Source organism: Streptococcus loxodontisalivarius (assembly GCF_016908645.1).
Lineage (GTDB): Bacteria > Bacillota > Bacilli > Lactobacillales > Streptococcaceae > Streptococcus > Streptococcus loxodontisalivarius.
Window position 1 is genome coordinate 1 of the sequence record NZ_JAFBEH010000014.1, and the last position, 24591, is coordinate 24591.

Here is a 24591-nt window from a genome sequence, read left to right on the forward strand (position 1 = left end):
TTTTCATTATAAGTCATGTGGGACTTTTTTTCTACATTCAAAAAGCCCTACAATCTCCTTGGTGGATTTACCCACTACAGAAATTATAGAGCCGAACAAAATATAATCTCATAAATACCCCGAATTTTATAGTCTCACTTTATTTTATGAAAAAATGCAAACGCTGTCAATATACAATTATTCAATCAAGTCAGCAAAATTTGCATGAACAAAATCAGCTAATTCTTGACTATCAATTCGGATAGAGCGACCTAGTTCACCAGCTGAAACAATCATTCGTCCGTACTCCAAAGCCTTCTGATCAATGTAGATTGGGAAGTTGTGTTTTTGACGGATCCCCACTGGATTATTAGCACCGTGGACGTAGCCAGTCGTTTTTTGAAGATCCTTCTGAGGAATCATGCTGACTTTTTTATTACCTGAAACCTTGGCAAGTTTTTTCTCTGAAAGATGCTCAGTAATGGGTACGATTCCAATTAGTGGACCTGTCTTATCACCGGTTAGGGCAAGGGTTTTGAAGATATGGCTGCGCTCAATATCGTCTGGAAGTTGTCCTTCAAGACCATTAAAATTGAGACTATCGTGTTCAATTTTTGCCTTATCAAGAATTTGATCGACCAATGTTTTTTTGACTTTTGTTTTTTTAGCCATATAGGCCTCCTTTATTTTTATGTGAATAGTGCTCTTATTATAGCATAAAATGATTGGCCAAGCTCCGCCATTTTCCTAAAGAAAGGGAGTAGTAGTGCAAAGAAAAAGCCTGAGGCAAGCTCAGACTTCTTACTTAGATGATTTTTTATCGACACTACCAAAGAGTTTCTCGTAGGTTTCCTTGGTATCCTTTGTGACAGCAATCTGGTTGAGGTCAAGGGCGCCATCAAAACCGTTGATGTAGCCTTGTGAGGTGTACTGATGGAGGTCATAATCCATGGTTGTTTCAGGGGCAGACTCATAGTAACCCGAGTCACTACCGTAAGTTGGAATCCAAACTGCATCAAAATTGTCGGTTGAGATTCCATGCTCCTCCATGAAATAGGTCCCGATGTAGATTCCTACTTTTTCGGCACCCAGGCGTTTGAGTTCTTTCAAGAAAGCCTGAACACCAGCATCCATGTCATCCATTGTTTTTTCTTCAACGTCTATCCAATAGTAAGTTGGGTTATAAGGTGAGGCGTTTTTATAGAAAATCTGAGCCTCTTCTTTCATCTCCTCGACAGAAGTTCCCATGGTATAGGCGTAAACAGCGACAGGTACATCACGTTTTTGGAATTCTTTGATATGGGTCTTAAACGATTTATCAACTCCGTTATTGCTTGCTGCGTTATTGTCTTCAGTAATTCCAGAACCACCGAAGACACGGACAATAGCGCCAGAAATATTCTGGGACAGAGTATCGTAATCGATTTCAGAAGGTAACTGCCATCCTGATAAATCGATAATCGGATTAAGAACAAAAGTTTCAGTCTCTGTTGAGGAGGACTCTTCAGTACTTGTCGATGTGGATGTCGCAACTGGGATTTCTTTCTTAGCGCTAGCCAGCTGTGCACTTGTAACACTATTGCCATAAATGTTAGCAATAATCAACAATAATCCAATCAAACTGAAAAAGACCAAAACAACAGGGGGTTTAATTCTTTTTCTCATTATCCTCCATTTTATCTTAAAAATGCAAAAAAATCAAAGGCTCTTGCTTAAAAAAGATGATATATAGTTTAAAACTATAACTTTTAATAAAAAATATATATTTTACAGCTATATCTTGTGGTGGTAGAATGATAGGCATATTAATTGATTGTTAAGGGAGTATAACATTATGACTAAAGTACAAGAACATTTTGATCACGTTGGGTCTTATCTTCGTCCAGCAGCTTTGAAAGAAGCGCGAGAAAAATTTGCAAACGGTGAATTGACGCAGGAAGAACTTTTGAAAGTTCAAGATGAATTGGTTAAAGACCTGGTTCACCATGAAGTTGAAAATGGCTTGAAGGTTGTTTCTGATGGTGAATTTGGACGTTCATGGTGGCATCTTGATTTCCTTTGGAACTTGATTGGTTTTGAGACATACTTGCAGGAAGACTCTTATAAATTCCACGGTGCAAAAACACGTACAACAAATATCCGTCTTAATGGTCAAGTGGCTGAAAATCCAGAACATCCATTCTACCGTGATTTTGAGTACCTCAAATCAATCACTCCAGAAGGCGTGACTCCTAAGGTAACGATTCCAAGCCCATCATTGGTTATTGACCGTGACCACCGTAGTGACCTTTATGCTGACTACTATGAAGATTGGACTGCCTTTCTTGATGGTCTTGCTCAGGCTTACCATGATACGATCCAGCACTTTTATGATTTGGGTGCTCGCTATGTTCAATTGGACGACACAACTTGGGCTTTCCTTCTTCACCAATTGGAAACGTTCAAAGATGAGCCTGAAAAACGTGCTAAATTTGAAAAATTGGCTGAGGATGATGTTTACGTTATCAACAAGGCCTTGGCAGGACTTCCAGAAGATTTGACTTTGGCAACACACATCTGTCGTGGTAACTTCAAATCGACTTACCTCTTTGAAGGTGGCTACCACACTATCGCTAAATACCTTGGACAGCTTAACTACGATATCTTCTTCCTTGAGTATGACGATAGCCGTTCAGGTGACTTCTCACCATTGACTGATATTTGGAATGGTCGTGATAATGTTGAGCTCGTGCTTGGTGTTATTACTTCTAAAGACCCTGCTCTTGAAGATGTCGATGCCGTTGTGGCACGTATCCAAGAAGCAGCAGAGCTTGTTCCTCTTAAAAACTTGGGTATTTCAACACAATGTGGCTTCGCTTCAACTGAAGAAGGTAATATCTTGACAGAAGAAGACGAATGGAAAAAACTTCAACTTATCAAAACAATCACTGATAAAGTTTGGGGATAATAGATAAAAAATCCGAGATTTCTCTCGGATTTTTGATTTCTAGTTATAAGTAAAAACTATAACTAACCATAGAAAATATATATTTTACAGCTATAGTAGTCGGTGTTAAAATGGAATCAATAAAAATCCTTAAGGAGACATTGAGATGACTAAAAAATATTTTGAACACGTTGGTTCTTTCCTTCGTCCACAAGAACTTCAAGATGCGCGTGCTGGATTTGAAGCTGGTAGTGTAACTGCTGAAGAACTTGCAAAAGTAGAAGATGCAGCAATCAAAGACTTGGTTGACAAACAAATCGCAGCTGGTCTTGAAAAAGTTACCGATGGTGAATTCCGTCGTGCTTACTGGCACCTTGATTTCTTCTGGGGATTCAATGGAATTGACCACGTTCAGGCAGCTGAAGGTTACCGTTTCCACGATGAAACAACCAAAGCTGACTCAGCTCTTATCGCAGGAAAAATCACTGGTGACAATCACCCATTTGTTGAAGCTTACAAATTCTTGAAAGCTACTGTTGATGCGACAGGTGCTGATGTTGAAGCAAAATACACAATTCCAGCACCATCACAATTCTATTTTGAATTGATTCGTGATGCTGAACACGTTGAAAAATTGAATGACATCTATCCAGATTTTGAAGAACTTCGTGCAGATATCAAAGCTGCCTACTTGAAAGTCATTGATGACTTGATTGCAGCTGGTCTTAAAACACTTCAAGTAGACGATTGTACTTGGGGAACACTTGTTGACAATAACTTCCTAGCAGGTTGGGGAGCTGCGACAGGCCGTACAGCACAAGAAGTCTTCGATGACTTGTCATCTGTTTTCTTGACACTCAACAACGATGTCTATGAAAATGTTCCAGAAGGTCTCTTGGTTAATACCCACGTTTGTCGCGGTAACTACCACTCAACATGGGCTTCATCAGGAGGCTACGATCCAGTAGCGAAAGATCTCTTTGGAAAAGAAGATGTTAAAGAATATTTCCTTGAGTTTGATAACGACCGTTCAGGTGGTTTTGAGCCATTGAAAGAAGTAACAGATGGTAAGGTTGCTGTTCTTGGTTTGATTACTTCAAAAGAAGCAACCTTGGAAGACAAGGATGCTGTCATCGCTCGTATCAAGGAAGCTCAAGAATTCTTGCCACTTGACCAACTTTGGATTTCGACACAATGTGGCTTCGCTTCAACTGAAGAAGGTAATATTTTGACAGAAGAAGACCAATGGAAGAAATTGGCCTTGGTTAAAGAAATCATTGACCAAGTTTGGGCAGACTAAGTCATTCATAAGCCATCCAATAAAATAAGATAGATAAGACACTAGAGGGCTTGCGCTCTCTAGTTTTTTTGCTTATAAGAGCTTGCTTTTGCTAGGCGATTACAGTAGACTAGAAAGTGTGAAAAAATAGGAGGAGATATGTCGCTAAAGATTATGACGCGCTGCGCTATTCTTGCAGCTCTCTGTATTGTCCTTAGACAAGCATTTGCCTTTTTACCTAATATTCAACCCATTACATCTATCTTTCTACTGATCAGTATTTTCTGGAGTTTGGAAGAAGGTATCCTAGTTGTGTCCTTGACCATGTTGATTTCATCATTTCTCTTGGGATTTGGACCTTGGGTATTTTATCAAATTATTAGCTTCAGTTTAGTATTGATGCTATGGTCTCAGGTGCTCGTTCCCTTGGCTAAAAGTTTTAGACTGAAAGATATAGGATTGGAGATAGTTCTAGCTATACTCGCTGCCAGTATGGGTATTATTTATGGCATACTTATTGATAGCATCTCTGCCTGGTTTTATCAGATGCCTTGGTGGACCTATGTTTTAGCGGGAATGCCTTATAATCTTGCACACGCCTTTTCGACTGCTATTTTTTTCCCAATCATAAAGACTATATTTAGGAGACTATATCATGAAAAAGATTTTTAGTTTAGCCCTTCTTTTTGTAACATCACTTGTTTTGGTCGCCTGCGGCAATGGCACAGCTACTGAGACAAGTAGTTCATCATCAAGCTCATCTAGTCAAGTTGCCAAAGAGAGCTTTACCTTAACCATCGAAGTAGACGGTAAGCAGACTGCTGAGGAAACGCTGGAATTTACAGAAGGACAAACCTTGATGGAAGTTCTTAAAGCAAACCATGAAGTTGAAGAAAAAGATGGTTTCATTACATCAATTGATGGTCAGGCACAGGATATAGCTGCAGGTAAATATTGGATGTTTGAAATCAATGGACAGATGGCTGACAAAGGAGCTAATGACATTGAAGTTCAAAAAGGCGACAAAGTCCGTTTCTATCTTGAAGCTTATCAACAATAAACCAAAAAACGCTTGGAATCCAAGCGTTTTTTGGTTGAAGAAAAAGTCTTTTTTCGATACTTTCCTTAAGTGATGTCGGACGTCAGCGACTTCCTACGGAATTCCATGACTAATATTTGAGCCTAGTGTCTCAAATATTCCGAGTGTCAGAAATGCTTTAAAATAGGCATTTCTGACACTTTCATCACGGCGGAAGCATCGGGTAAATGCCTAAGACAGTCTCCCAGACTGTCTTGATGAAAGCTGTGCTTTCTCTATCCCATACCTAAAACAGTCTCCCAGACTGTTTTAGCACTCCCGCTCACATGAAATCGGTTATTTATTTCAAATAAGCAGAGCTTTTGTATCCAATTCTGTTGAAAGTTATGTTTGTCTACATTCTGAACGCTTGGATTCCAAGCGTTTTTCTTATGCCATTTCTTCTGTGTAGGCGATGATTTGATCGACTGTGTCACTGAGGAAGGTGATGGTATCAAGGAGTGGTTTTTCTGTTGAAATATCTGCACCGATAATTTTAGCAGTTTCAAGTGGTGTTTTGCTGCCACCTGATTTGAGGAAGGTCAACCATTCTTCTGCACCATTTGGATTGTTTTTGAGGTTAAGGTAGCCCGCAGTTGAGATAACCAAACCTGCAGAGTAGGTATATGAATAAAGCCCCATATAGTAGTGTGCTTGACGCATCCAAGTGAGGGCGGCATCGTCATCAATTTCGACAGCGTCGCCCCAGAATTCTGTCAGGACTTCTTTCATAAAGCTGTTGAGCTGTTCAGCACCGAATGTTCCACCATTTTCAATAAGGTCATATACTTTGCGTTGGAAGGCAGCTTCCAGCAGGTGAGTGATGAAGTTGTGGAAGTAGGTGTCCGTTAGGCGGTGGGCTAGGGCAAAGCGTTTTTGACGAGGATCGTCAAACTGATTTTCCAAGTAATCGCTGAGCAGAAGCTCGTTAAAGGTAGATGGAGCTTCTACATAATAGGTTGACATGCCACGGTTGTAGATAGACTGATTGTTGTCTGAGAAGATAAACTGACCAGAGTGTCCGATCTCATGAATGAGGGTATAGACATCTGACATACGCCCAGTCCAACTCATGAGGACATAAGGGTGCACCTTGTAAGGGTCAGCAGCGTAGCCACCTGAATCCTTATTTTCATTGGCAGCAAAGTCAACCCAACGTTCAGTCTGATAGCGAGAAACTTCTTGACTGTATTCTTGACCAAGTGGTGCTACTGATTTCATAACCAAGTCATAGGCATCATCGATACTGACCTGTGGATTGAGTTCCTTGTCAATATCTAATTTCCAGTCTGCGAAGGTCATTTTTTCAAGGCCATTAACTTTGGCTACGTGTTTAAGATAGCATTGAGCAACTGGTCCAAATTCCTTCATAATCAAGTCAATTTGACGGTCAAACATGGAACGGTCAACTTCTTGTCCAGCAAGAAGATAGTCGTAAACACTATCAAAACCACGCATATCTGCGATCAGTTTTTCTTGTTTCACTTGAGCTAGATAGGCAGCGGCAGCGGCATTTTGATGCTTACGAAGCCCAGCTGAGAAAGAACGGAAAGATTTTTCACGAACTGCAGCGTCATCGTGATTTTGGTAGAAGTTTTCATAGCTGACAAAACTGTTTTTGTAGGCCTTGCCCTCTACCTCAAAATCATCCATGGCAAAGTCGCCAGCACGCATCTTTGTGTAGATATCATAAGGTGTCCCCATGACTTCACGAAGATTGGTTAGTGCCTTTTCAACATCAGCTGAGAGGAAGTATTTCTTTTGGATTTTAGCCTGACGAATGGCAGAGCTAAAGTCAGGGTTGCTTTCTAAAGCATCTAAAATCTCTTGAGGAGCATTTGTCAGAGCTGTGTCGAAAAAGCTGAGTGCAACAGCAGCCTTGGTAGCGAAGTCATCGCCAGCATTGGCAAGCTCTGCGAATTCTTCATTTGAGAAATCAGTTGTTTGGGGCATGAAAGCATAAGAATCAATATGGCTCTCTTGAATATAAATCTGCTCCAATTCATAAAGCGCAGCGGTGAAATCCTCTACTGTTTCTAAATGACCTTCATAAGTTTTTTGAAAGGCATAGACATCAGCCAGAGCTTTTTCAATGGCTAAGAGAAAGTCTTCGCGATCTTTATAAAGTGCGGTCAAATCCCAAAGTTCATTTTCAGGGAAGGAAGCACGTGGTTTTAGTTCCATAATAATCTCCTTTTTTGTCTTAGTTAGGTCTATTATATCAAATGGGGCTTGAAAAAATCAGAAAATTACTAAAATACTAGACAATTTCTTGGATAAAGGTTTATTTTTAAGGGAAAAAGAGTATAATGGAGGGTATAACATACAAAGACAGGAGTGGCTTTTGTGACTATCAAAAAACTAGAGAGTAACAGTAATAAAGATGTCATCGAAGAAGAAGTGTCAATTCTGACGACTCTTCTCGAAGAGACAACCCGCAACATGATCGGTGATGAGGCATTTAGTATTATCACTGACCTTACTGAGCTATCAGCTAAGCAGAATTATCAAGTTCTAGAAGAAAAAATTTCTCAATTGAGCAATGAAGAAATGGTTGTGATTTCACGTTATTTCTCCATCCTGCCGCTTTTGATTAATATTTCAGAAGACGTTGACCTTGCTTATGAAGTTAACTACCAAAATAATGTTGGTAAGGACTATCTTGGTAAATTGTCAACAACTATTGATGTGGTAGCAGGAAACGAAAATGCTGCTGAGATTCTTGAAAATATCAATGTTGTTCCCGTCTTGACTGCCCACCCAACGCAGGTGCAACGTAAGACCATGCTTGGCTTGACGAACGAGATTCATGTATTGCTTCGTAAATATCGAGACGTTAAACAAGGACTTGTTAATAAGGACAAGTGGCATGCAGATCTTCGTCGTCAGGTTGAGCTTATCATGCAAACTGACATTATTCGTGAGAAAAAACTCAAGGTTAAAAACGAGATTACCAATGTCACTGAGTATTACCACACATCGCTTATAAAAGCCATTACAAGTCTTGTGACTGAGTATAAAAAATTGGCTAGTGCCAAAGGTATTGAATTGACTAATCCAAAACCAATTACAATGGGAATGTGGATTGGTGGTGACCGTGATGGTAATCCATTTGTTACAGCGGAAACTCTTCGTCTATCATCAACAACTCAAGGTGAAGTTATTCTAAGTTACTATCTTGAGAAAATTGATAGTCTTTACGGCTCATTCTCAATGTCAAGTACTCTTGTTGATGCGACAGATGAGCTTAAAGCCTTGGCTAACTTGTCAACGGATACTTCTGAATTCCGTGAGAAAGAGCTTTACCGTAAGGCTCTCAACTACATTGAAACAAAGCTTGGTAACACTTTGACTTACATCACAGAAGATAAAAAAGTGGAACCTCGTTATGTTCGCGCCAACGATTTTAAGGCTGATCTTGAAGTCATCAAGGCATCACTTCTTGCAAACCGTGGTGATTCACTGCTTAATGGTGATTTTGCGGAGCTCTTGCAGGCGGTAGAAATCTTTGGTTTCTACTTGGCAAGTATCGATATGCGTCAGGATTCAAGCGTTCAAGAAGCCTGCGTCGCAGAATTGCTCAAAGCAGCTAATATTGAGTCAGATTATTCAAATCTATCTGAAGAAGATAAATGTCAAGTTCTCTTGAAACAGCTCTTGGAAGATCCTCGTATCCTTTCAGCAACTCATGTTGAAAAATCAGAAGAACTTCAAAAAGAATTGGCTATCTATCAAGCAGCTCGTGAGATGAAAGATAAGATGGGTGAGGAAATCATCAAACAACACATCATCTCTCACACAGAGACTGTTTCGGATATGCTTGAACTTGCCATCATGCTCAAAGAAGTTGGCTTGGTTGATAATGAAAAAGCGCGTGTTCAGATTGTTCCACTTTTTGAAACTATCGAAGACTTGGACAATGCTGCTGAAATCATGACAGCCTACCTTCAATTGCCAATCGTTCAAAAATGGATTGCAGCTAACAAAGGCTATCAAGAGATCATGTTGGGTTACTCAGACTCTAACAAGGACGGTGGTTACCTCTCATCAGGTTGGACCCTCTATAAAGCTCAAAATGAGTTGACTAAGATTGGTGAAGACCACGGTGTTAAGATTACCTTCTTCCACGGTCGTGGTGGTACTGTCGGTCGTGGTGGTGGCCCATCTTATGACGCTATTACTTCTCAACCATTCGGTTCAATCAAAGATCGCATCCGCTTGACAGAACAAGGGGAAGTTATCGGAAATAAATTTGGTAACAAAGATGCAGCCTATTACAATCTTGAAATGTTGATTTCGGCTACACTTGACCGTATGGTAACACGCATGATTGTTGATCCTAACAAGATTGATGGCTACCGAGCAATTATGGACGGTATCGTAGCAGATTCAAATGTTATCTACCGTGATTTAGTCTTTGGAAACCCTCATTTCTATGATTATTTCTTTGAAGCAAGTCCAATCAAAGAGGTTTCAAGTCTTAATATCGGTTCACGACCAGCTGCTCGTAAGACCATCACTGAAATTTCAGGACTTCGTGCCATTCCTTGGGTATTCTCATGGTCACAAAACCGTGTCATGTTCCCAGGTTGGTATGGTGTTGGCTCATCCTTCAAGAACTTTATTGATCAAGATGTGTCAAACCTTGCCAAACTTCAAAATATGTACCAAACATGGCCATTCTTCCGTTCACTCTTGTCAAACGTGGACATGGTCTTGTCTAAGTCAAATATGAACATCGCCTTCCAGTATGCTCAGATGGCTGAGTCAGAAGAAGTACGTGATGTCTTCTATACCATCCTTGATGAATGGCAATTGACTAAGAATGTCATCCTTTCAATTGAACAAAATGAAGAATTGCTAGAAGAACTTCCAACTTTGAAAGCAAGTTTGGATTATCGTTTACCATACTTCAACGTTTTGAACTATATCCAGATTGAATTGATTAAACGTCTGCGTCGAGGTGAAGTGACAGAGGATTACGAAAAACTCATCCACATCACCATCAACGGTATTGCAACTGGATTGCGTAACTCAGGCTAATCATATTGAGTAAGAACCCATAAATTGGGTTCTTGCTTTTTTTTAGCTAATAAAGATGGTATAATAGGGCGATTAGTCAAAATTTAAGGAAGTTTATCTCCTTAAATCACTTTTAAGACAAAGAAGATTATCATGAATTTAGAAAAAAAACACCTACTTAATTATTCCATCTTGATACCCTATCTGATTATGTCAGTGCTGGGTTTGATTGTGATCTACTCAACGACTAGCGCAAGTTTGATTCAATATGGTATGAACCCCTTTCGTTCTGTTATCAACCAAGGTCTCTTCTGGATAGTCAGTCTTGTAGCGATTGCTTTTATTTATAAGCTTCGCTTGGACTTTCTAAAGAAAGAAAAGTTACTAACTCTGGTGATATTCATAGAGATTATCCTTCTGATAATCGCCAAGTTCTTCACCCAGGAAGTCAATGGTGCCAATGGTTGGATTGTTCTGGGGCCTCTTAGTTTCCAGCCTGCTGAGTACCTCAAGGTTATCATCGTCTGGATGATGGCTCTGACCTTTTCTAAGTGGCAGGAAGATATCAAAACCTATGACTACCAAGCCATTTTAAGGGGGCATCTGTTCCCGAGAAAATTCAACGATTGGCGTGTTTATGCCATTATCTTGATTCTTCTGGTTGCAGCTCAGCCCGATTTGGGAAATGCCTCAATCATCGTATTGACTGCTATTACCATGTTCTTGGTTAGTGGAGTTGGTTACCGTTGGTTTTCAGCTGTGCTGACATTGATTGTTGGTGTGTCAGGAGCCTTTATTGGATTGACAGCATTAGTAGGGGTTGATAATATGGCCAAGGTGCCCGTCTTTGGTTATGTTGCCAAACGTTTCAGTGCCTACTTTAATCCATTTAAGGATTTGACGGACTCAGGTCACCAGCTAGCCAACTCTTACTATGCTATGAGTAATGGAGGTTGGTTTGGTCGAGGACTTGGAAATTCGATTGAAAAACTCGGCTACCTACCAGAATCAACAACAGACTTCGTTTTCTCAATTGTCATTGAAGAGTTAGGTTTGATCGGTGCGGTCTTTATATTAGCGCTTGTATTCTTCCTTATTCTACGAATCATGTTGGTTGGAATCAAGGCAAAAGATCCCTTTAATTCAATGATGGCGCTGGGTGTCGGAAGCATGATGCTCATGCAGGTTTTTGTTAATATCGGAGGAATTTCTGGTGTTATCCCTTCAACAGGGGTTACCTTCCCCTTCCTGTCACAAGGGGGAAATTCTCTCCTAGTTCTCTCAATCGCTATCGCATTTGTACTCAATATTGATGCCAATGAAAAACGAGAGGAAATTCTCAGAGAAGCACAAGTCTTAATGGATACAGATCAGGTCTAGGCAAAATGCCTAGCCTTTTCTTTTGTCAAAAAGTGTAACCAAATAAGGAGTAAATTCGTTATACTAGTGAAAAAGGGAGGTGATCAGGATAGAACTGGATTTATATGAAAAAGAATTAGTTGCCTATGCCGAGGAGATTAGCTTTTATCTGAAAAAATCAGGTGCTCAAAAAGAGATAGCACAGGATGTGAGTCAGGATATCTTGCTGCGCCTGCTAGAAAGCGATATCCTATGGAAATCTCTATAAATCCCCTCTTTTTTACAATATCAACCACGACTATTCAAAAGAAGGTCAATATCAGATTAGCCAGGACATCGACCTCCTCCCCCAGATGACAGATCAAGCAGTAGAAGTGGCAGTCACTTTTGATAAAGCTTACACGATTAAAGAAATAGCAGAGCTGGTACCAGATAATCTTATGATTAATTGGTATTGGATTGGAAGTAGCAGTAATTATGATACCGCAGAGCTAACAGCAGATGCTCAACTTGGTTTAACAGCCTATGATGGGACTGAACCAAGTCAGTCTGACCTCGAAACTTTCAAAGAAAATCTAAATTCAGCCCTTTCAAAAGGCTATCTTGACCGAACTTACGATAGAGATAGTGATATCTCACTGAACCTTGTTGATGATGCGAGAACCTACCTTGAAACCAGTGATAGTCAGGAAAAGATGACCTTCTCTGGCCTTATCTTGACTGGGCGAGCAGAAAACTTTAAATCGCTTCAAAATGCCAGTTGGATTTTCGGATCTAATCTCGGACAAAGCGTGATAATTCAACCATATCACACCTTAAGCAAATAAAGAAATCTTGAAAATCTGTGTAAAATGCTTGCAATTCTATGACAATTTGATAGAATAGTAGAGTAAAGTTAGACTGTATTGCCTACCGTCTATCTATAAAATATATTTTATTGGAGGCTTTTCCTAAAATGGCAAAAGAAAAATACGATCGTAGTAAACCACACGTTAACATTGGTACAATCGGACACGTTGACCACGGTAAAACTACCCTAACTGCAGCTATCACAACTGTACTTGCACGTCGTCTTCCATCAGCTGTTAACCAGCCAAAAGACTACGCTTCAATCGATGCTGCTCCAGAAGAACGCGAACGCGGTATCACAATCAACACTGCACACGTTGAGTACGAAACTGAAGCTCGCCACTATGCTCACATCGACGCCCCAGGACACGCGGACTACGTTAAAAACATGATCACTGGTGCCGCTCAAATGGACGGTGCTATCCTTGTAGTAGCTTCAACTGACGGACCAATGCCACAAACTCGTGAGCACATCCTTCTTTCACGTCAGGTTGGTGTTAAACACCTTATCGTCTTCATGAACAAAATCGACCTTGTTGACGATGAAGAATTGCTTGAATTGGTTGAAATGGAAATCCGTGACCTTCTTTCAGAATACGATTTCCCGGGTGATGACCTTCCAGTTATCCAAGGTTCAGCTCTTAAAGCTCTTGAAGGTGACACTCAATTTGAAGACATCATCATGGAATTGATGTCAACAGTTGACTCATACATTCCAGAACCAGAACGTGATACTGACAAACCTCTTCTTCTTCCAGTCGAAGACGTATTCTCAATCACAGGTCGTGGTACTGTTGCTTCAGGACGTATCGACCGTGGTACTGTTCGTGTCAACGACGAAATCGAAATCGTTGGTATCAAAGAAGAAATCACTAAAGCAGTTGTTACTGGTGTTGAAATGTTCCGTAAACAACTTGACGAAGGTCTTGCTGGTGATAACGTTGGTGTGCTTCTCCGTGGTGTACAACGTGATGAAATCGAACGTGGTCAAGTTATTGCTAAACCAGGTTCAATCAACCCACACACTAAATTCAAAGGTGAAGTTTACATCCTTTCTAAAGAAGAAGGTGGACGTCACACTCCATTCTTCAACAACTACCGTCCACAATTCTACTTCCGTACTACTGACGTAACAGGTTCTATCGAACTTCCAGCAGGTACAGAAATGGTTATGCCTGGTGATAACGTGACAATCGACGTTGAGTTGATCCACCCAATCGCCGTAGAACAAGGTACTACATTCTCAATCCGTGAGGGTGGACGTACTGTTGGTTCAGGTATCGTTTCAGAAATCGAAGCTTAAGAAATTAAGTTCCCAATAGCAATTATTCGTCAGACAATAATTGTAAAGAGTCTCGTAAGAGGCTCTTTTTGTTTGTGAAAATGATACTTTGTCTTTAAAAGCTAGTCAAAATATGATAGAATAAGATGTAAAATAAATTAAAGAAGAGGTATGTGAAATGTCACGTAAACCATTTATCGCTGGTAACTGGAAAATGAACAAAAATCCAGAAGAAGCAAAAGCATTCATCGAAGCAGTAGCTTCTAAATTACCATCATCAGAACTTGTTGAAGCAGGTATCGCTGCACCAGCACTTACTTTGTCAACAGTTCTTGAAGCAGCTAAAGGTTCAGAACTTAAAGTTGCTGCACAAAACAGCTACTTCGAAAACGAAGGTGCCTTCACTGGTGAAAACAGCCCTAAAGTTTTGGCTGAAATGGGTACAGACTACGTTGTTATCGGTCACTCAGAACGTCGTGACTACTTCCACGAAACTGACGAAGATATCAACAAAAAAGCAAAAGCAATCTTTGCTAACGGTTTGACTCCAATCATCTGTTGTGGTGAATCTCTTGAAACTTACGAAGCTGGTAAAGCAGTTGAATTCGTAGGTGCTCAAGTTTCAGCAGCTCTTGCAGGTTTGTCAGAAGAGCAAGTATCATCACTTGTTATCGCTTACGAACCAATCTGGGCTATCGGTACTGGTAAATCAGCTACTCAAGATGACGCACAAAACATGTGTAAAGCAGTTCGTGACGTTGTTGCAGCAGACTTCGGTCAAGCAGTTGCTGACAAAGTTCGTGTTCAATACGGTGGTTCAGTTAAACCTGAAAACGTTGCAGAATACATGGCTTGCCCAGACGTTGACGGTGCTCTTGTAGGTGGTGCTTCACTTGAAGCAGAAAGCTTCCTTGCATTGTTGGACTTCGTTAAATAATAAGAGACTAAGTCATTAAAGGATCGAGTTTTACTCGGTCTTTTTTGCTTTCAATTTTCTAACTTAATCATGGAATTTGAAAAAGAAGATACGAAAAAAAGTCTGGAGATTAATCCAGACTTTTTTCGTATCTTGCAAAAGCGTTGTTCTCTTTTAGTGGTTGCTTCGCAATTTTTTGCGCATATCATAGGCCCATGTTGAGAGTTTGTAGAGGACTTTGTTAACTGGGATGTTAAATTCTCCGATATACTCTTCAATCATTGGGTTGAAGTTTGATTTGAATTTTGTCAAGCCGTCATCAAGTGTTCCTTCAACACCACCCATATTTGCCCAGATGATGTCATCGTTAAAGGCATCTTCAAAGACTTTTGGATAGAGTGAGTATTGTGGATAGAATTTTTTAAATTCGTCATTCATACCAGCGTAGAGCATTTCCATAACATTTCCGAAACGAACTGACAGGATACCTGCGATAATAAGCTCGTCAGGGTATTTTTCAACAAATTCTTCAAATTCTGTAATGTACTTGCTGACAGAATTTTTTTGTTGAGTTAGTTTTGTTAGACGTTTCTTTTGATGTTCTTCAGTTTCAGAAAGGTCTTTTTCAATCTGAGCGAGTTGCTCTTTATATTCTTCCAAACGTTTTGACAAGTTAACTTTTGCCAAATGAAGGTAGGCATCATCACCATAGATTTCCATCATTTTTTTGAAGTAGTCATGGTTACGAAGGGCAACACCTTTACGACTTTCAGTCAAGGCAACGACATCAGCGAATGCTTGGACATCAGATAAATTACCACGGCTGGTTACAACGCCACGAGTATTGGCATCCTTCATCAGACGTTTGGTATGCTTAGGGAAGGTCGCAGTCATATCAGCTTGTGTGTAAACATTAGCCTGGAAACGTGGCTGGATACTTTGGGCGATTTCCATAGTACGACCAGTCCACTCAGCGCCATTTTCTTCGAGATTTTTGAGCTTAGCTAGTGTTTCAGTGATTTCTTCAGTCTCTTCACCGATGTGATACTGTTTCAATAGCAGAGCAGGGTCAAATTTAATGAAGAGGGCACGCTTAGTCTTACCAAACTTTTTGAGAGAAGAAATGACGAAAGCAACATCTTCAGCTTTGCTATAATCCATAATGGGACCACGTGGGATATAGAGCATGGTCATTCCGAGTGGCAGAGCTTTGATAAGGACAGAAGCAGAAGCGATGAGTTGACCATCCTTGTAAAATCCAAGACGTTCATTGCCCCAGTTATCTTTGACTTGTGCCCAGTCAGAGCTTTGCAAAAGGTTAGTTTGGTCGCTGGCCTTGGCAAAGTTATCGTGTTCTTCTTTAGAAATACCGACCTTGTAAGTGTATGTCATTAGTCTAATACCCACTCTCTAATGGCGTGTGCAACGCCGCTGTCATTGTTTGATTTTGTGATGTGTTTGGCAAGTGCTTTGACAGAAGGGACACCATTTTCCATAACGACTGGAGTTCCAACAACTTCAAGCATAGCACGGTCATTTTCCTCATCACCGATTGCCATAGTTTCATCCATAGTGATTCCTAGCTTATCTGCTAAGTGGATGATAGCATTGCCCTTGCTGACTTTCTTATCCATGATTTCAAGATAGAAAGGTTTTGATTTGACGATTGTGTACTTGTCGTAGAATTCTTGAGGAATGTTAGCGATAGCTTGGTCAAGAATCTCAGGCTCATCAATCATCATGATTTTGACGATTTCCTTATCGGCCATCTCTTCTGGTGTACGGTAGTAGATTGGCATATCAACCAGAGTTGCCTCGTGAACAGTGTATTTACCGATGTTACGGTTAGCCGTGTAGATACCTTCTTTTGTGATGGCGTGCATGTGAACATCTAGTTTACGGCTAAGAAATTCAATATCAAGGTAGTCAACATAGGTCAAGGTTTCTTTGACAATGTCCTGACCAGTTGCAGCGTCCTGTACAAGTCCACCATTGAAGGTGATAACATAGTCACCCTCTTGATTAAGATTGAGCTGGCTAAGTAGGCTCTGGACACCTGGGATGGGACGACCTGTGGCGATAACCACCTTGACACCAGCAGCTTTAGCGTCTTGAATGGCTTCAAAGACTTCTGAGGTAATCTGACGATCATCTGTAATCAGTGTGCCGTCAATATCAACGGCAACAAGTTTAATAGACATGAAATACTCCTTTAAATTCTTTCAGAGTTCCTAGTGATTTAGAAATCAGAACTGTCAAAATAAGGACAAGCTAGATTTTTTCATCACTCAAATAATCACTTTCTATTTTACTAAAAATAAGGCAACTTGTCATGATTGCCTTGTTAGTTTCTTAGATTAGCTGGTCATTTCGAATATGACTTTTGAAATTTCCTTTAGCTTCTTGGAATAAATCATCTTCAAGCAGCATATCCTTGGGAAAATAGAAGCGATGATCACCGTAGTTGCCACCTGATAGCGATTGGATGAGCGGTGAAAGGCTAGACAGTTCAGCCAGGCTGCCGTCTTTTTGCAGAATATCAATCTGAGTTTGCGGGTGACTGGTTTCGGGGCGGTAGCGATCATAAGGGAGATTAAAGTTAGAATGACAGCCTGTGTAGTAATTCGTATCGTAGCCGATGGCTTCAATATCTTTACTCAACTCTTGAATGAGCCCCTCCTGTCCTTCCTGGTAGGTAAAGGATTTGAAGAGTCGGCGGTTGATAAAAGCGTCAGCCAAATCGCTTAAAATATCATCATCCGAGAAAATCCAACTCTGGAAATAAGTATTTAAAACACCGTCATCCAGTTTGAGATAGTCAGTTAGATTGACCTTTTCTTCGAAAAAGGGGATAAGAGCAGGGCTATTGCTTGCAAAAAAGTTTTTCTGTTGCGGGTAGAGATATTTGGCGCGCTTGAGGAGATTTTGGAGAATGACCTCCATGGAGCGGCTGGCGGGGTGGAAATAAACCTGCATATACATCTGATAACGGCTGAGCAGGTAATCTTCAACGGCGTGCATACCTTGATAGGAGAAGCAGATGCCGTTTGCTTTTGGCTGCATGACACGTAAAATATGGCTGAGCTCAAAATTACCATAGTTGGTCCCAGTATAATAGGAATCTCTGAGGAGGTAGTCCATACGATCAACGTCAATTTGACTGGAAATAAGCTGGATGACCTGCTGGTTAGGATGGCTATGGTCAATCACACTAGCAACTTGACTAGGAAAATCAGGGGAAACCCGACTTAGAATGCTATTGATTTCAGTATTTTGGCTTGTTATAATAGATTGTGTAAGCGCTTCATGGTCTGTATCGAAAAGTAGCTCAAAGGTATGAGAATAAGCTCCGTGTCCAATATCGTGGAGCAGGGCACTAACCATGGTTAAGAGAGAATTTTTGCTATCCCAAATGTCTGCATAGGATTTTTCAAAACGCTCGATAATTGAGCGAGCAATATGATAGGCACCGAGTGAATGAGAGAAGCGGGTATGTTCAGCACCTGGGAAGACACAGTTGCTAGTTCCCAGTTGTTTAATACGGCGTAGTCTCTGAAATTCTCGACTATTGATTAGATCATAGATAATGTCATGGTCAACTTGAATGTAGCCATGAATGGGATCTCTGAAATATTTTGCTTCCATAAAGACCTCCTTTGGTATTTGAACCTATTATATCAAAAAGGCTTAGGACATTCTTAAGAGAGATAGAATTTTAAAAAATGGAGATTTTTTGGATACTTTGAGGACTTTTTACGAATAGATAAGTGAAGGAATATTACACATTGTTTTAGGATGTAAAGGAAGATGATGAAAAAGAATTATATTACGGCTTTTGATGGTCTGCGAGCAGTAGGAGTACTCGCAGTAATTGCTTACCACCTCTATCCTCAGACAGTTCAGGGCGGCTATCTAGGTGTGGTTTTGTTTTTTGTTCTATCTGGCTATCTGATTACAGATCTCTTATCACGTGAGTATAGAAAGAATCAGACTATTGATTTAAAAGGGTTTTATCTAAGACGTTTCAAGCGTTTGATGCCACTCTTAGTTACTGTATTTTTAGTGACAAGTCTTTATCTGACAGCATTTCAACCTAATATGCTCAATCAGATGAGAATGTCTTTTGTATCAGCCTTGCTTTCCTTTTATAATTGGTGGCAGATTGCTAAGGGCGGCAGCTATTTTGCAAATCTTATGGCAGAAGCACCATTTAAGCATGTCTATAGCCTAGCTATTGAGGCTCAATTTTATATGATTTGGCCTGTTATTCTTTTGCTAGCTTTTAAGTTGATTAAGCGACGCAGTCTTTTGATTTTCAGTCTTTTGCTGATAAGTATCCTTTCGGGTCTAGAAATGGCTCTGCTTTATCAACCTGGTCAGGATCCAACTCGAGTTTATTATGGGACAGATACACGCTTGTTCAGTCTACTAATTGGAGCTAGTGCTGCACTAGCTTTTCCAAGTCAAGATCAGAGGCTGGCTAAGTTAGTTAGGGCTAGACAAAAGGGCTTGAACAGACTTTTTCTGCTTGCTATGCTTTTAATGCTAGCTTCGCTCATTTATTTATCAGGTCAGTCAGATGTGATTTATCGTGGTGGTATGTTTAGCTTTAGTCTGCTTTCCGCACTCTTGATTGTACTCTCAACTCAGGCTAATCTCTACCTGACACGCTTTTTATCTAATCCCTTGTTTAGGTATCTAGGAGAGCGATCTTATGGACTCTACCTTTGGCAAATGCCAGTTTTTACTCTTTTTGAACTTAAATTTCCAGGAGCTACTGGGAGTTGGCTAGTCTTGCTAGAGTTGATTTTACTCTTAGGGTTAACAGAAATCTTTTATCGTTTGGTTGAAAAACCAGCTCGTTCTGTAAAATGGCAGAGCTTTAAAGAGAAAGGACGAGTATTTTTTGCAACGCCAGCAACGATTGGAAAAGCAGTTGGAATTTCAAGTTTTTACACTTTAGCTTTCATTGGAATTTTTGCCATGATAGGCATCTTCCAGGCACCAGACCTAAGCTACGCTCAAGAAACAATTGCAGCGCAGCTTAGTCAAAATCAGACTAAGGAAAAATTAGGGCAAGCTAGCATGTCTCAAGAGACGATTGAGACGCTTTCGCAACAATATGAGGTTTCTAGTCAGGTCTTCGTGCAGGAGGAGCCCATTGCGATTGTTGGTGATTCAATGATTGCGATGACTTATGATCATCTTCGTCAGGCATTTCCGACAGCTTATATCGATGGTATTATTGGTCGTTCTGGTGAGCACGGGGTTCCCATGTTAGAAGAAACTTTGGCACAGATTCCAGATGCTAAGAAGGTTGTCATTTCCTTGGGAATTAATACGGATGGTCCTGTCATTCTTAATCGTAATACTATTGATCAAATGATGTCAGTCTTGGCTGATAAAGAAGTTTATTGGATGACCATCAATTTAAGCCAGTCACAATATACTTGGACGGACCAGGTCAATGCAGAATTACAAGCTGCCAGTCAAACTTATGATAATTTCCATTTGATTGACTGGTATCAAGCAACGATTGGTCAGGAAAGTGCCTATTTAGCAGAGGATATGACCCATCCAAACCAAGCAGGACAAGTACTCTATACCAAGATGATTTTAGAAGCACTAGCGCAATAAGAAAGTAAGGAGGCTATTTGATAGCCTCTTTTTTAAATCTGATTTGCTTTTAATGATTGAAATTGCTACAATAATAGCAATGCTTTTCAAAGAGGTATATTATGAAAATTGACATTAATAATAAGATTCTGATGGATCAAGATACGGAACTCATTCGAGAAGTTCACGATTGTGAATGTGTTGAAAAGGGTGACTATACCTATCTGATTTATCAGAATGAAGAAAAAGAGAAGGTGGTTATCAAGTTCAATCAAGAGGAATTTGTGATGACACGTTTCTCTAAGCCCAAGTCTCAGATGCGTTTTTTACCTTTTGAGCAGGCTCTAGTTGCGATTCCGACACCGATGGGACTTCAGCATCTTGTGACGGATACAAGTCATTATTTGATTGATGTGGAAAATCAAGTCGTGGAATTGCATTATGCTTTAAAACAACCAGAATCTCAGCAAGTTTTTGCAAATTATCAGTTGAAAGTGAAGTGGTATTAAAATGGAAGAAACGAAACATGGTGGTATGGCTAGTGTTATTGCAGCACTTTTTGCAAATATTCTAGTCGCCATTTCAAAATTTATCGGTTATGCTCTCTCAGGCTCAACAGCCATGCTTAACGAATCTATTCACAGTATCGTTGACTGTGGTAACCAAATCTTACTCCTTGTTGGTGATAAACAGGCCAAGCAGGCCTCTAGTAAGCAGCACCCCTTTGGTCAGGCGCGTGCTAAGTATTTCTACTCAACTATTGTTGCAATGATGCTCTTCTTCGCTGGGGGTGCACTTGGTATCATGGAAGCAGTAGAAAAACTTTCCGAGGAAGGTCACGGCGTTGAGAATGCAGGAATCGTTATTGGAATCTTGATTTTTGGTATGATTGTTGAGAGCTTTAGTCTGCGTGTTGCCTTTAAGGAAATTGCAGAGCTAAACAGACAAAAACTCCCTCTCTTCAAATTCTTAAGAGAGAGTCGCCACAGTGAAATCTTGATTATCTTTGCTGAGGATACCTGTGCGGTTGTCGGTCTTGTTCTTGCACTTTTAGGTACTGTCCTGTCATTGGTGACTGGAAATGCCTTCTACGATGCTTTCTCAGGTCTGTTAATCGGTATCATGCTTTGTTTGGCAGCCCTTTTCCTTGCAAGAGAATTTTACAGTCTCTTGATTGGTGAAAGTGTAACTGAGGAAGATTTGACAATCATCAGCTCAGCCTTTGACCGTGAAGAAGTTAAACATTTGATTGATATTAAAACAATTCACTTGAGTGCAACGGATATCCTAGTTACTGCTAAGATTGAAATCAACTCACCTTATGTGGTTGATGGCTCTGCTATTATCAATAGTATCGAAAAAGATATTCGTTCAAAAATTCCAGACTACACCATCTATATCTATATTGAAACGGATACTTATATGGAGAATTATGAGCGCTAGAGCTTGAAAATTCTGTAAATTTCTTGTATGATAGTAAGTACATCAAGGGAGTAGCAGACGGTTTTTAACCGTGATATGGTCGTCAATACGAAATCTAGTGATTTCCGGCTTTATCTTAAACAGCGAGACTTGTTTTTAATTAAACAGGTCTCTTTTTCTATGCAAAAAGGGGCCAAAGAAAGGAAAAAAGGATGAAATCTTTTTATCAAAAGGAAACTGATGACGTCATCAAGGAATTAGGCTCGTCAGTTGATGGTTTGACCTCTAGCGAGGTGACTAAGCGTCAAGAGCAGTATGGTCTCAATGAGCTGCTAGAAGGGGAGCGTGCTAGCGCCTTCCAAATCTTCTTGGATCAGTTCAAGGATTTGATCGTTATCATCTTGATTATCGCAGCCCTTATCTCAGGGGCAACTGGAGATTTTGAATCTTCTATTGTTATCATTGTGGTCTTGATTATCAATGCCATCTTGGGAACAAGTCAAACGCTTAATGCACAGCGTTCTGTCGATAGTCTTAAACAGCTGTCTGTTCCAAAGGTTAAGGTTGTTCGTGATGGCGTTAAGCAAGAAATCGACTCAACTCATGTGACAGTCGGTGATATTGTTGACTTTGAAGCTGGTGATATGATTGCTGCTGACGCTCGTATCCTCGAAGCTAGCTCCCTCCAAGTTAATGAATCAGCCCTTACTGGTGAAAGCCATGCGGTTGACAAATTTGTAGATGTTGTCGCAGACGAAGTTGTGGTCGGTGACCAGACCAACATGGTCTTTACCTCATCTCAAGTAACGTACGGTAAAGGTCGTGCAGTTGTTACAAGTATTGGTCAGGAGACAGAAATCGGTAAAATTTCTGCCCTTCTCCAAGGTGCTTCAAGCGGTAAATCACCATTACAACGCTCTATCGATGACTTTTCTAAAAATCTTTCAATCGGAATCATCATTCTCTGTATCGTAGTCTTCGGTCTTAACTTTGCCGTTTCACATAATTTTGCTAGCGCAGCTATGTTTGCCATCGCCCTTGCCGTGGCAGCTGTACCAGAAGCCCTAGCCTCAATCATCACTATCGTTGAGTCTCTTGGGTCACAAAAGCTGGCGCAGGAAAATGCTATCATGAAAGACATCAACTCTGTTGAGACACTTGGTTCTGTTTCTATCATTGCATCTGATAAAACAGGTACCCTCACACAGAACAAGATGACTGTTAATGATGTTTACCTCAACGAAACGCTTATCAATCCTGATAAGATCGATCTTTCAGACCGTGCAGGGCAATTGCTCATGCACACCATGGTACTTGCTAACGATTCTTTCATCAATGAAGATCAAAAAGTTGGTGACCCAACTGAGATTGCCTTGATTGAACTTGGTCGCAAGTACGGTATTATCGAGCAAGAAGCGCGTGCTAACTACACTCGTATCTCTGAATTGCCATTTGACTCTGTCCGTAAGTTTATGTCAACACTTCAAGTCATTGAAGGTGAAAAACTCATGTTGACTAAAGGGGCGACTGATGAGCTTCTTAAACAGACCAGTCATATCTTGATCAATGGTCAAGTTCGTGAATTGACTCAAGAAGATACGGTTAATATTCTTGAGCAAAATAATGCCTTCGCAGAAGAAGGACTTCGTGTTCTTGGTTATGCCTACCGTACATTTGAAGGTGATGAGCTCAGCCTTGAAGACGAAAAAGGATTGACCTTTGTTGGTTTGACATCAATGATTGACCCACCTCGTGAGGAATCTAAAGACGCCGTTCATAAAGCGATTAAGGCTGGTATCAAGCCAATCATGATTACAGGTGACCACGTTGTTACTGCTCGCTCAATCGCTCGTAAGATTGGTATCTTTAGTGAAGGTGACATGGTTATCGACGGATTGACTTTGGAAGCCATGTCAGATGAAGAATTGGCGCGTGATCTTGAGAAAATTTCAGTCTATGCCCGTGTTGCACCAGAGCATAAGATTCGTATCGTGAATGCTTGGCAGGCTAAAGGTAAAATCGTTGGGATGTCAGGTGACGGTGTCAACGACGCGCCAGCCCTTAAACAAGCTGATATCGGTATTGCCATGGGTATTACAGGTTCTGAGGTTTCAAAAGACGCTTCTGATATGATCTTGACAGATGATAACTTTGCAACAATCGTTAAGGCTGTTACTATCGGACGTAACCTCTTTGCCAATATCAAGAATGCTATCAAGTACCTCTTGACTGGTAACTCATCAGCGATTATCGTGGTTATTTTGACAACTCTTATGGCTTTCTTTGATAGCAAGTTTGTCGTGCCATTCTTGGCTATTCAGTTGCTCTTTATCAACTTGGTGACAGACTCTCTTCCAGCCATTGCCATCGGTACTGAGGCTGGTACAGACGCTGTTCTTGATGAAGCTCCACGTGATCCTAAAGAACCAATCTTGACTAAAGCAACCTTCACATCAGTTGTGATTGAGGCTATTATCATTGCAGTTGCTGTTATGGCTGGTTATCTTCTTGGTATCCAAGCTGACCATGGTATTGAGGTTGTCGGTAAAGCAAGTTATGCAACAACTTACGCTTTCCTTATTCTCTGTCTTGGACGTCTCTTCCACGGATTTAGCTGTCGTAGCGAATTGCCGCTTTCAAAAATTGGTGTCTTTTCAAATAAAAACACGGTTTATGCTTTCCTAGTGGGAGTTGCCCTAATCGCCCTTATCATCTTTGTACCAGCAGTTAGCGGTATGTTTGGTGTTATGCCTCTTGATTTTGGTCAAATCTTGACTATTCTTGTTTTGGCATTCCTACCAACACTCCTTATTCAGTCAATTAAAATGATCCGTTATAGCGGTAAATAAAAAAGAAATCAGCA

Annotated in this window: 19 protein-coding genes and 1 pseudogene; 14 read left to right on the top strand and 6 right to left on the bottom strand. The window is 40.5% G+C overall.

Features of this window, described 5'->3' with window-relative positions:
- Positions 1 to 177: 177 nt before the first annotated feature.
- Both JOC28_RS04185 and JOC28_RS04190 read right to left on the bottom strand, forming a co-directional pair.
- Positions 178 to 651 carry an aminoacyl-tRNA deacylase gene (locus tag JOC28_RS04185; RefSeq protein ID WP_205009388.1) on the bottom strand — a complete coding sequence of 158 codons (474 nt, stop codon included), beginning with the start codon at positions 649 to 651 and terminating at the stop codon, positions 178 to 180.
- A gap of 129 nt (positions 652 to 780) precedes the next feature.
- Positions 781 to 1644 (bottom strand): glycoside hydrolase family 25 protein, encoded by an 864-nt coding sequence (locus JOC28_RS04190; protein ID WP_205009389.1) that lies wholly within the window; start codon positions 1642 to 1644, stop codon positions 781 to 783.
- A gap of 169 nt (positions 1645 to 1813) precedes the next feature.
- On the opposite strand from JOC28_RS04190, the gene JOC28_RS04195 reads away from it, so the two are divergent.
- From JOC28_RS04195 to JOC28_RS04210, 4 genes are all read left to right on the top strand, one after another.
- Positions 1814 to 2926, top strand: coding sequence for a vitamin B12 independent methionine synthase (locus tag JOC28_RS04195; protein WP_205009390.1), 1113 nt, complete (start codon positions 1814 to 1816; stop codon positions 2924 to 2926).
- A gap of 145 nt (positions 2927 to 3071) precedes the next feature.
- A complete protein-coding gene (locus tag JOC28_RS04200) occupies positions 3072 to 4205 on the top strand; it encodes a 5-methyltetrahydropteroyltriglutamate--homocysteine S-methyltransferase (protein WP_205009391.1) in 1134 nt (377 codons plus the stop codon).
- A 138-nt stretch (positions 4206 to 4343) separates the two neighbouring features.
- Complete coding sequence (locus JOC28_RS04205; protein WP_239548878.1) at positions 4344 to 4856, top strand: ECF transporter S component; 513 nt, start codon at positions 4344 to 4346, stop codon at positions 4854 to 4856.
- Positions 4840 to 5244: a DUF4430 domain-containing protein gene (locus tag JOC28_RS04210; protein ID WP_205009392.1), complete on the top strand. Its 405-nt coding sequence runs from the start codon at positions 4840 to 4842 to the stop codon at positions 5242 to 5244. The genes JOC28_RS04205 and JOC28_RS04210 overlap by 17 nt, the downstream gene beginning before the upstream one ends.
- A 408-nt stretch (positions 5245 to 5652) precedes the next feature.
- Here the strand turns inward: JOC28_RS04210 and pepF are convergent, their stop codons facing one another.
- A complete protein-coding gene (gene pepF / locus JOC28_RS04215) occupies positions 5653 to 7446 on the bottom strand; it encodes an oligoendopeptidase F (RefSeq protein WP_205009393.1) in 1794 nt (597 codons plus the stop codon).
- Between the two features lie 162 nt (positions 7447 to 7608).
- On the opposite strand from pepF, the gene ppc reads away from it, so the two are divergent.
- The 6 genes and pseudogenes from ppc to tpiA all read left to right on the top strand — a co-directional run bounded on the left by ppc (position 7609) and on the right by tpiA (position 14711).
- The gene (gene ppc, locus JOC28_RS04220; protein ID WP_205009394.1) at positions 7609 to 10305 is read left to right on the top strand and encodes a phosphoenolpyruvate carboxylase; all 2697 of its coding nucleotides are present in this window, start codon (positions 7609 to 7611) and stop codon (positions 10303 to 10305) included.
- A gap of 132 nt (positions 10306 to 10437) precedes the next feature.
- Positions 10438 to 11664 (top strand): cell division peptidoglycan polymerase FtsW, encoded by a 1227-nt coding sequence (ftsW, locus tag JOC28_RS04225; RefSeq protein WP_205009395.1) that lies wholly within the window; start codon positions 10438 to 10440, stop codon positions 11662 to 11664.
- A gap of 79 nt (positions 11665 to 11743) precedes the next feature.
- Positions 11744 to 11896 (top strand): annotated as a pseudogene (locus JOC28_RS04230) (RNA polymerase subunit sigma-70); the annotation flags it as partial.
- A 100-nt stretch (positions 11897 to 11996) separates the two neighbouring features.
- Positions 11997 to 12470, top strand: a complete 474-nt coding sequence (locus tag JOC28_RS04235; protein WP_205009397.1) for an anti sigma factor C-terminal domain-containing protein — start codon at positions 11997 to 11999, stop codon at positions 12468 to 12470.
- Between the two features lie 128 nt (positions 12471 to 12598).
- Positions 12599 to 13795, top strand: coding sequence for an elongation factor Tu (gene tuf / locus JOC28_RS04240; protein ID WP_205009398.1), 1197 nt, complete (start codon positions 12599 to 12601; stop codon positions 13793 to 13795).
- 157 nt (positions 13796 to 13952) lie between these two features.
- Positions 13953 to 14711, top strand: coding sequence for a triose-phosphate isomerase (tpiA, locus tag JOC28_RS04245; RefSeq protein ID WP_205009399.1), 759 nt, complete (start codon positions 13953 to 13955; stop codon positions 14709 to 14711).
- A gap of 153 nt (positions 14712 to 14864) precedes the next feature.
- On the opposite strand, the gene JOC28_RS04250 is transcribed toward tpiA, so the two are convergent.
- From JOC28_RS04250 to JOC28_RS04260, 3 genes are all read right to left on the bottom strand, one after another.
- Positions 14865 to 16082 (bottom strand): aminoacyltransferase, encoded by a 1218-nt coding sequence (locus JOC28_RS04250; protein WP_205009400.1) that lies wholly within the window; start codon positions 16080 to 16082, stop codon positions 14865 to 14867.
- Complete coding sequence (gene yidA, locus JOC28_RS04255) at positions 16082 to 16891, bottom strand: sugar-phosphatase (protein ID WP_205009401.1); 810 nt, start codon at positions 16889 to 16891, stop codon at positions 16082 to 16084. Before yidA ends, JOC28_RS04250 begins: the two co-directional genes overlap by 1 nt.
- 151 nt (positions 16892 to 17042) lie before the next feature.
- Positions 17043 to 18335 (bottom strand): HD domain-containing protein, encoded by a 1293-nt coding sequence (locus tag JOC28_RS04260; protein ID WP_205009402.1) that lies wholly within the window; start codon positions 18333 to 18335, stop codon positions 17043 to 17045.
- Between the two features lie 162 nt (positions 18336 to 18497).
- Here JOC28_RS04260 and JOC28_RS04265 point away from each other — a divergent pair, with 162 nt between their 5' ends.
- From JOC28_RS04265 to JOC28_RS04280, 4 genes are all read left to right on the top strand, one after another.
- Positions 18498 to 20327: an acyltransferase family protein gene (locus JOC28_RS04265; RefSeq protein WP_205009403.1), complete on the top strand. Its 1830-nt coding sequence runs from the start codon at positions 18498 to 18500 to the stop codon at positions 20325 to 20327.
- Positions 20328 to 20428: 101 nt separating this feature from the next.
- The gene (locus JOC28_RS04270; RefSeq protein WP_205009404.1) at positions 20429 to 20815 is read left to right on the top strand and encodes a YwiB family protein; all 387 of its coding nucleotides are present in this window, start codon (positions 20429 to 20431) and stop codon (positions 20813 to 20815) included.
- Between the two features lies 1 nt (position 20816).
- Entirely contained in the window at positions 20817 to 21749 is a 933-nt protein-coding gene (locus tag JOC28_RS04275; RefSeq protein ID WP_205009405.1) for a cation diffusion facilitator family transporter, read from the top strand.
- A 191-nt stretch (positions 21750 to 21940) separates the two neighbouring features.
- Positions 21941 to 24577, top strand: a complete 2637-nt coding sequence (locus JOC28_RS04280) for a cation-translocating P-type ATPase (RefSeq protein WP_205009406.1) — start codon at positions 21941 to 21943, stop codon at positions 24575 to 24577.
- Positions 24578 to 24591 lie beyond the last annotated feature (14 nt).

Coding starts and splice junctions, on each gene's coding strand:
- JOC28_RS04250 (WP_205009400.1), bottom strand. CDS start 16,082: ATGACATACACTTACAAGGTCGGTATTTCTAAAGAAGAACACGATAAC.
- JOC28_RS04280 (WP_205009406.1), top strand. CDS start 21,941: ATGAAATCTTTTTATCAAAAGGAAACTGATGACGTCATCAAGGAATTA.
- JOC28_RS04210 (WP_205009392.1), top strand. CDS start 4,840: ATGAAAAAGATTTTTAGTTTAGCCCTTCTTTTTGTAACATCACTTGTT.
- tuf (WP_205009398.1), top strand. CDS start 12,599: ATGGCAAAAGAAAAATACGATCGTAGTAAACCACACGTTAACATTGGT.
- JOC28_RS04205 (WP_239548878.1), top strand. CDS start 4,344: ATGTCGCTAAAGATTATGACGCGCTGCGCTATTCTTGCAGCTCTCTGT.
- yidA (WP_205009401.1), bottom strand. CDS start 16,891: ATGTCTATTAAACTTGTTGCCGTTGATATTGACGGCACACTGATTACA.
- JOC28_RS04235 (WP_205009397.1), top strand. CDS start 11,997: ATGACAGATCAAGCAGTAGAAGTGGCAGTCACTTTTGATAAAGCTTAC.
- JOC28_RS04265 (WP_205009403.1), top strand. CDS start 18,498: ATGATGAAAAAGAATTATATTACGGCTTTTGATGGTCTGCGAGCAGTA.
- JOC28_RS04195 (WP_205009390.1), top strand. CDS start 1,814: ATGACTAAAGTACAAGAACATTTTGATCACGTTGGGTCTTATCTTCGT.
- JOC28_RS04275 (WP_205009405.1), top strand. CDS start 20,817: ATGGAAGAAACGAAACATGGTGGTATGGCTAGTGTTATTGCAGCACTT.
- JOC28_RS04190 (WP_205009389.1), bottom strand. CDS start 1,644: ATGAGAAAAAGAATTAAACCCCCTGTTGTTTTGGTCTTTTTCAGTTTG.
- JOC28_RS04200 (WP_205009391.1), top strand. CDS start 3,072: ATGACTAAAAAATATTTTGAACACGTTGGTTCTTTCCTTCGTCCACAA.
- JOC28_RS04270 (WP_205009404.1), top strand. CDS start 20,429: ATGAAAATTGACATTAATAATAAGATTCTGATGGATCAAGATACGGAA.
- pepF (WP_205009393.1), bottom strand. CDS start 7,446: ATGGAACTAAAACCACGTGCTTCCTTCCCTGAAAATGAACTTTGGGAT.
- tpiA (WP_205009399.1), top strand. CDS start 13,953: ATGTCACGTAAACCATTTATCGCTGGTAACTGGAAAATGAACAAAAAT.
- ftsW (WP_205009395.1), top strand. CDS start 10,438: ATGAATTTAGAAAAAAAACACCTACTTAATTATTCCATCTTGATACCC.
- JOC28_RS04185 (WP_205009388.1), bottom strand. CDS start 651: ATGGCTAAAAAAACAAAAGTCAAAAAAACATTGGTCGATCAAATTCTT.
- JOC28_RS04260 (WP_205009402.1), bottom strand. CDS start 18,335: ATGGAAGCAAAATATTTCAGAGATCCCATTCATGGCTACATTCAAGTT.